This window comes from Mesorhizobium sp. P3_A9, from assembly GCF_056402975.1.
In genome coordinates this window covers 1-4,382 of the sequence record NZ_JBFUGJ010000426.1, presented here as the reverse complement: position 1 = coordinate 4,382, position 4,382 = coordinate 1, and the positions used below count along the sequence as shown (strand labels likewise).

5 protein-coding genes, 1 tRNA gene and 1 pseudogene are annotated in these 4,382 nt (G+C 60.4%); 2 read left to right on the top strand and 5 right to left on the bottom strand.

Features of this window, described 5'->3' with window-relative positions; all coding sequences use genetic code 11:
• The 3 genes from AC1DX0_RS31675 to AC1DX0_RS31665 form a co-directional block, all read right to left on the bottom strand.
• Nucleotides 1–718: ATP-grasp domain-containing protein (locus AC1DX0_RS31675; RefSeq protein ID WP_477358364.1), on the bottom strand; the 718-nt coding region annotated here is incomplete at its 3' end.
• A 266-nt stretch (nt 719–984) separates the two neighbouring features.
• Nucleotides 985–1,182 carry a hypothetical protein gene (locus AC1DX0_RS31670; protein WP_477221181.1) on the bottom strand — a complete coding sequence of 66 codons (198 nt, stop codon included), beginning with the start codon at nt 1,180–1,182 and terminating at the stop codon, nt 985–987.
• A 197-nt stretch (nt 1,183–1,379) separates the two neighbouring features.
• Nucleotides 1,380–1,994 carry a hypothetical protein gene (locus AC1DX0_RS31665; protein ID WP_477221182.1) on the bottom strand — a complete coding sequence of 205 codons (615 nt, stop codon included), beginning with the start codon at nt 1,992–1,994 and terminating at the stop codon, nt 1,380–1,382.
• A gap of 284 nt (nt 1,995–2,278) precedes the next feature.
• On the opposite strand from AC1DX0_RS31665, the gene AC1DX0_RS31660 reads away from it, so the two are divergent.
• Together AC1DX0_RS31660 and AC1DX0_RS31655 are read left to right on the top strand one after the other, a co-directional pair.
• The gene (locus AC1DX0_RS31660; protein ID WP_477358362.1) at nt 2,279–2,563 is read left to right on the top strand and encodes a helix-turn-helix domain-containing protein; all 285 of its coding nucleotides are present in this window, start codon (nt 2,279–2,281) and stop codon (nt 2,561–2,563) included.
• Between the two features lie 184 nt (nt 2,564–2,747).
• On the top strand, nt 2,748–3,209 hold the full coding sequence (locus AC1DX0_RS31655; protein ID WP_477221184.1) for a YbaK/EbsC family protein: 462 nt from the start codon (nt 2,748–2,750) through the stop codon (nt 3,207–3,209).
• 760 nt (nt 3,210–3,969) lie between these two features.
• Here AC1DX0_RS31655 and AC1DX0_RS31650 read toward each other — a convergent pair.
• Both AC1DX0_RS31650 and AC1DX0_RS31645 read right to left on the bottom strand, forming a co-directional pair.
• Nucleotides 3,970–4,046: transfer RNA gene (locus AC1DX0_RS31650), tRNA-Pro, on the bottom strand.
• Nucleotides 4,047–4,100: 54 nt separating this feature from the next.
• A pseudogene (locus AC1DX0_RS31645) lies at nt 4,101–4,382 on the bottom strand (hypothetical protein); the annotation flags it as partial.

The window sequence follows — 4,382 nt, the reverse complement described above, 5'->3', positions numbered from 1 at the left end:
TCGAAATTGCCTGGCGAACATGGTCGATGAGCCGCGCATTGACGGGCAAGGCCTGATCCTCGCGGGGATAGTCCGGATCGCGGCCGGGCAACGGATTGGCTTGCCGGTCGAACAGCAGCGAACCCTTGGCGTGCTTATCCTCCACCCAGACATGGGAGATCACGCCGGAGCAGACATGAACCTTGATGTCGGTGGCAGTCGTGCCGCCGCTGAGTGTCAGCCGTTCCTCCACGAAGACGGTCGGCACGACAGGCCAATAGGCCCATTCGCCATGGCGGCGGCCGTAGCGTTTCCTGAGCCAGCGACTCGCCTTGCGCACGATGGTGGCGCGATCCGGTTTGCCGTCGCGGACGAATATGTTCATCGCGCAGCCATGGTTTGCCTTGACCACGACGGCACCGGCCAGCAGATCCACAGGGATCTCGGCAGCGTCGTGCCCGGACCAGAGCGTCTGAGGCACGTCGATCTCGGGACAGGCGTTACGAATGTAGGCCTTGGCCGCGAGCTTGTCGGTCAGCGTCACGAACAGCGGGTTGCGATCGAGGATCTTTCGCCAGAGCAAAAGCTCATGGTAGCGCACCGGCGCGGCCGGATTGGGTAGATAGCCCAGTTTCATGAAGAATCGCACGACAAGCGCAGGATGGCGGAGCGTGAGCCACAATCGCGCGACCGACAGGACAATGCGGTCTGTCCGGGAGATATCGGCCTTGGCCGTCATCGGGGGATACCTGGCCCTGTTCGCAAAAGCCTGGTCCGGTGCAGCGTACCGGTCGGCAACATCCCCTTGCGTATCGCGATTTGGCCCCGCGTGAAAGATTTCGCCTGTCGTCGCGGTATCGGGATTGGCGCCGAAAATCCTGGCCAGCAATCATCCGGCACAATTCAACAGGCCCGGATCAGGTCGGGCTTGRCATTGCATGACCAGGAGAAGACCAGCCCTGAACAAGAAGCCAGGGCCGGTCTTCTCGTTGGCAGTCGGTATGCTTAGGCCTTCTTCATCGTCTTCATGTGGTGGTGATGATGATGGTGGTGGTGCCAGTGATGGTGGCGATGATGATGGTGGTGGCGATGATGATGATGCTTCGCCATCGGCGCCGCATCCGCGCTCGTCACGCCGATAGCCGGCACCGTGAAAGCAACCGCAACTGCGAGCCCGAGGGCCGAGAGGAGGGACTTCTTCATGGATCGTTTCCTTTTGTTTCGCCGGCAGATATGACTCGGGTCGATAGCCCGACCGCCGCGTATGAAATTACGCTCCCGAATTTTTTCGTCAGTATTTCCCGATTGTAGAATTTTGTTTCTGGAGTGTTTCCAGGGAGCCGGGACCTACACCACCATCATCACAAGGCCGAGAGCCGCGCCTTTGTCGCCTGTTTTGGCTACATTGGCGGGATCACGCCATTGTTTCCCACCACGACGCGGCTGGAACTCAGCGTCCCGTCAGCCTCACGCTGGGCATTGACGAAGACCGTTGCGCCTGGCTTGAGATCGGTCGGCGTGGCCGGGGCGAAGGTCACGACCGGCGTGCTGTCGGGGATCGAAATCTTCTTGGTCTGCCCGTTGTCATAGGTCAGCGTCACGGCGCGCCCGTTTATGTCGGTGACGTCGGCCACGGTGCCGTTGGTCATGCGGCTGTTCGGCTGCAAGTCCCACGGACGGTCGCCCTCGCCAGTGCCTTTCAAGGCGGCTGGGAAAATCACCACCTCCAGCGCCCCACTGCCGCCATCCGCCTTCGAGACCGATGCGATGCCAAGGAAATCGCCCTGTTTTATGTCCTTTTCAGAGGCGCTGGCGACGCCGGAGACCTTCCAGCCGGTATTGAGCTTGATCGCGGAGGTGTCGCCCTGGCGGGTTTTCACGGTGAGCAACGATGGCTCGAAACTGACCACCGTGCCGCGCACGCGCAGCGCGTCCGCCGCCTGGGCCCCGCCCACGGCGGCAACGGAAAGGCTGGAGATCGTGCCGAGCACGACCATGATTGTCTTGAAGTTCATTACAGGGATCCTTCTGGGGACGGGCTGGCTGGAACCGGATGGTTTTCACGCCAGCGCATCAGAACAACGAACAGGTGGGCTGAAACCTCCGGGCAAAAAGGTGCCTGGGTGTTCAAAAGAACTTGATGGCGCCGATATGCGTGCAACCGCATCGCGGGCCATAGGTTCACGATAGCGTGACAGCCTTTGGCTCTTGGCAAATCGCCGGCGAGCGGGCATGTTCCTGCTCGTCTCAGGCAACACTCCATTTTTGATCAAAACGCTTTCAGCCACCGGAGTTGCCAATGCCCAACAATGCAAAAAGCCATGCCCTCTCCGAACCGTTAGCCAGTGAGATCGGGCACGATTACACCACGCTTAGAGCAATGCGGGAAACCCGCGGATACAGCGTGGAAGAGCTTTCCCTGACCTGCGGTCTGTCGGTCGGCGAGATTGAGGATATCGAGAACGGCCGGGCGGCCGATCCGTCGAAGCTGCGTCGTATTGCGTCCGCGCTTCRCATGCCTCAGGACGCTCTCATTGCGTCCGCTGCACCGATACCGGCCGCACAAGGCCGACCCCTGGCATAGACCAGTACCAGGCATGCAAGAGAACCCGCCAAGGCCCGCTTGGCGGGTTTCTTGTTGATGCGATGGCGTTATCAAACTGGCCGGGCTTGCCGACCTACAGATCGCACGTGTTTATACCTGCGGCATCCCAATCTTGCGCCAATCGCGTCTGCCGTCCGTCGTCTTCGAATCGTGGGTTTTTGATATGAGCCTGGACTCTGTTCGTGCCTTCTTCGCCGCTCATGCGCCCGATATAGAGGTCATCGTCACGCAAGCGAGTTCGGCGACGGTGACGCTGGCGGCGGAAGCGCATGGCGTTCTGCCGGCGCAGATCGCCAAGACCATCTGCCTGCGTGTCGGCGAGCGCACCATGCTGGTCGTCACCAGCGGCATCGCCAGGCTGGACAACCGCAAGTTCAAGGACCAGTTCGGCGGCAAGCCGCGCATGCTGGACGCAGGCGAAGTTGTCGCGGCCACAAGCCATCCGGTCGGCGGTGTCTGCCCGTTCGGCCTACCAGCGCCACTGCCGGTCTATTGCGACGTGTCGCTGCGCGAATTCGACGAGGTGGTGCCGGCGGCGGGCGCCACCAACGCGGCGGTACGGATTGCACCGCAGAGGATGGCTGAGCTGATTGGGGCTGAGTGGGTCGATGTGTGCCAGGGGTAGGGTCTGAACTCACCTAGCGACTCAGGCAAGGACGGGCCGGCGGGCCATCACGTGCGCTAGCGTTTATGTGCTCGAAACATGCAAACAGTTGGGGCCAGAATGGCATACTTTAAGCCGCCCGGGCCTGGGCAGGTCCTTATATTAGCAAGAAACAATATATTAACAGCTGTGGTGCAGCCTTCCTTTCAAAGAGACGGAAACGCCTCTCATCGACGTTCCACCGCGCGCCTCAGAGCGCCGGGAACGCTCGACCAATGCGGAGCAACGCATGAGTGTCGGAGCAGCGCTCGAACAATTGCTACGGCTGATTCATCGCCGAGCCATGAAGCTAGCAGCGTTGCCGGAAGATGAGAGAGATTTGCACTACGATCTCATCCGACGGACATGTTGCGAAGCAGCCGAGCACATTGGGCAAAGCCCCGACAGGGCAGCCATTACGGCAAACGATATGGCGCAGTTCGTCCGTGCACTGGTCGGTATCATTGAGATGGGTGGCGGGTTAGGCCAAGGACGAAGCGCCGACAGACCATCGGTGGCACGACATTTTGGCAGCCGGGAGAGTGGCACTACCCGCATCTAAGCGCGCGCTGCCTTACTGTGGCAAAGAGGCCCGAAGACTTTTGATCGCCCTTGGAAAACCTAGTGTTCTGGTTCGCGTCGACAGAAAATGCCCAGCAACACAAGTTGCCCTGGGCGTTATCCTGGAATTGTCCTGAAAACGAAGGGCTGGACTTTGGGGGTAAGTCCTTGTTTTCATGAATGGTCGGAGTGGCCGGATTCGAACCGACGACCCCTTGACCCCCAGTCAAGTGCGCTACCGGGCTGCGCTACACTCCGGACCGGTCGCGATGTATCGTGATAASCCKGKTCGGGTCAACCGAAATTCGGCGTTTATCGCGCGATCGACGACACGCCTGGAAATGCCGGCCGCAACAGCCGCTGATGGCGGTATTCCAGCGCGATGGCGCCCCAGATCAGGCCGAGCAGCAGATACATGTGGCGCCAGTGGTCGATGTCGATGAAGGTGCCGAGACCGATATTGCCGATGAAGGCGACATAGGCGCACAGCAGATAGGGCTGCCACGGCCGGTCGCGCAGCAGGATTCGAAAACCGGCTGTGATGGTCCAGACGACAAGAGTCAGGAACGACACGAAGCCGAGCCAGCCATAATC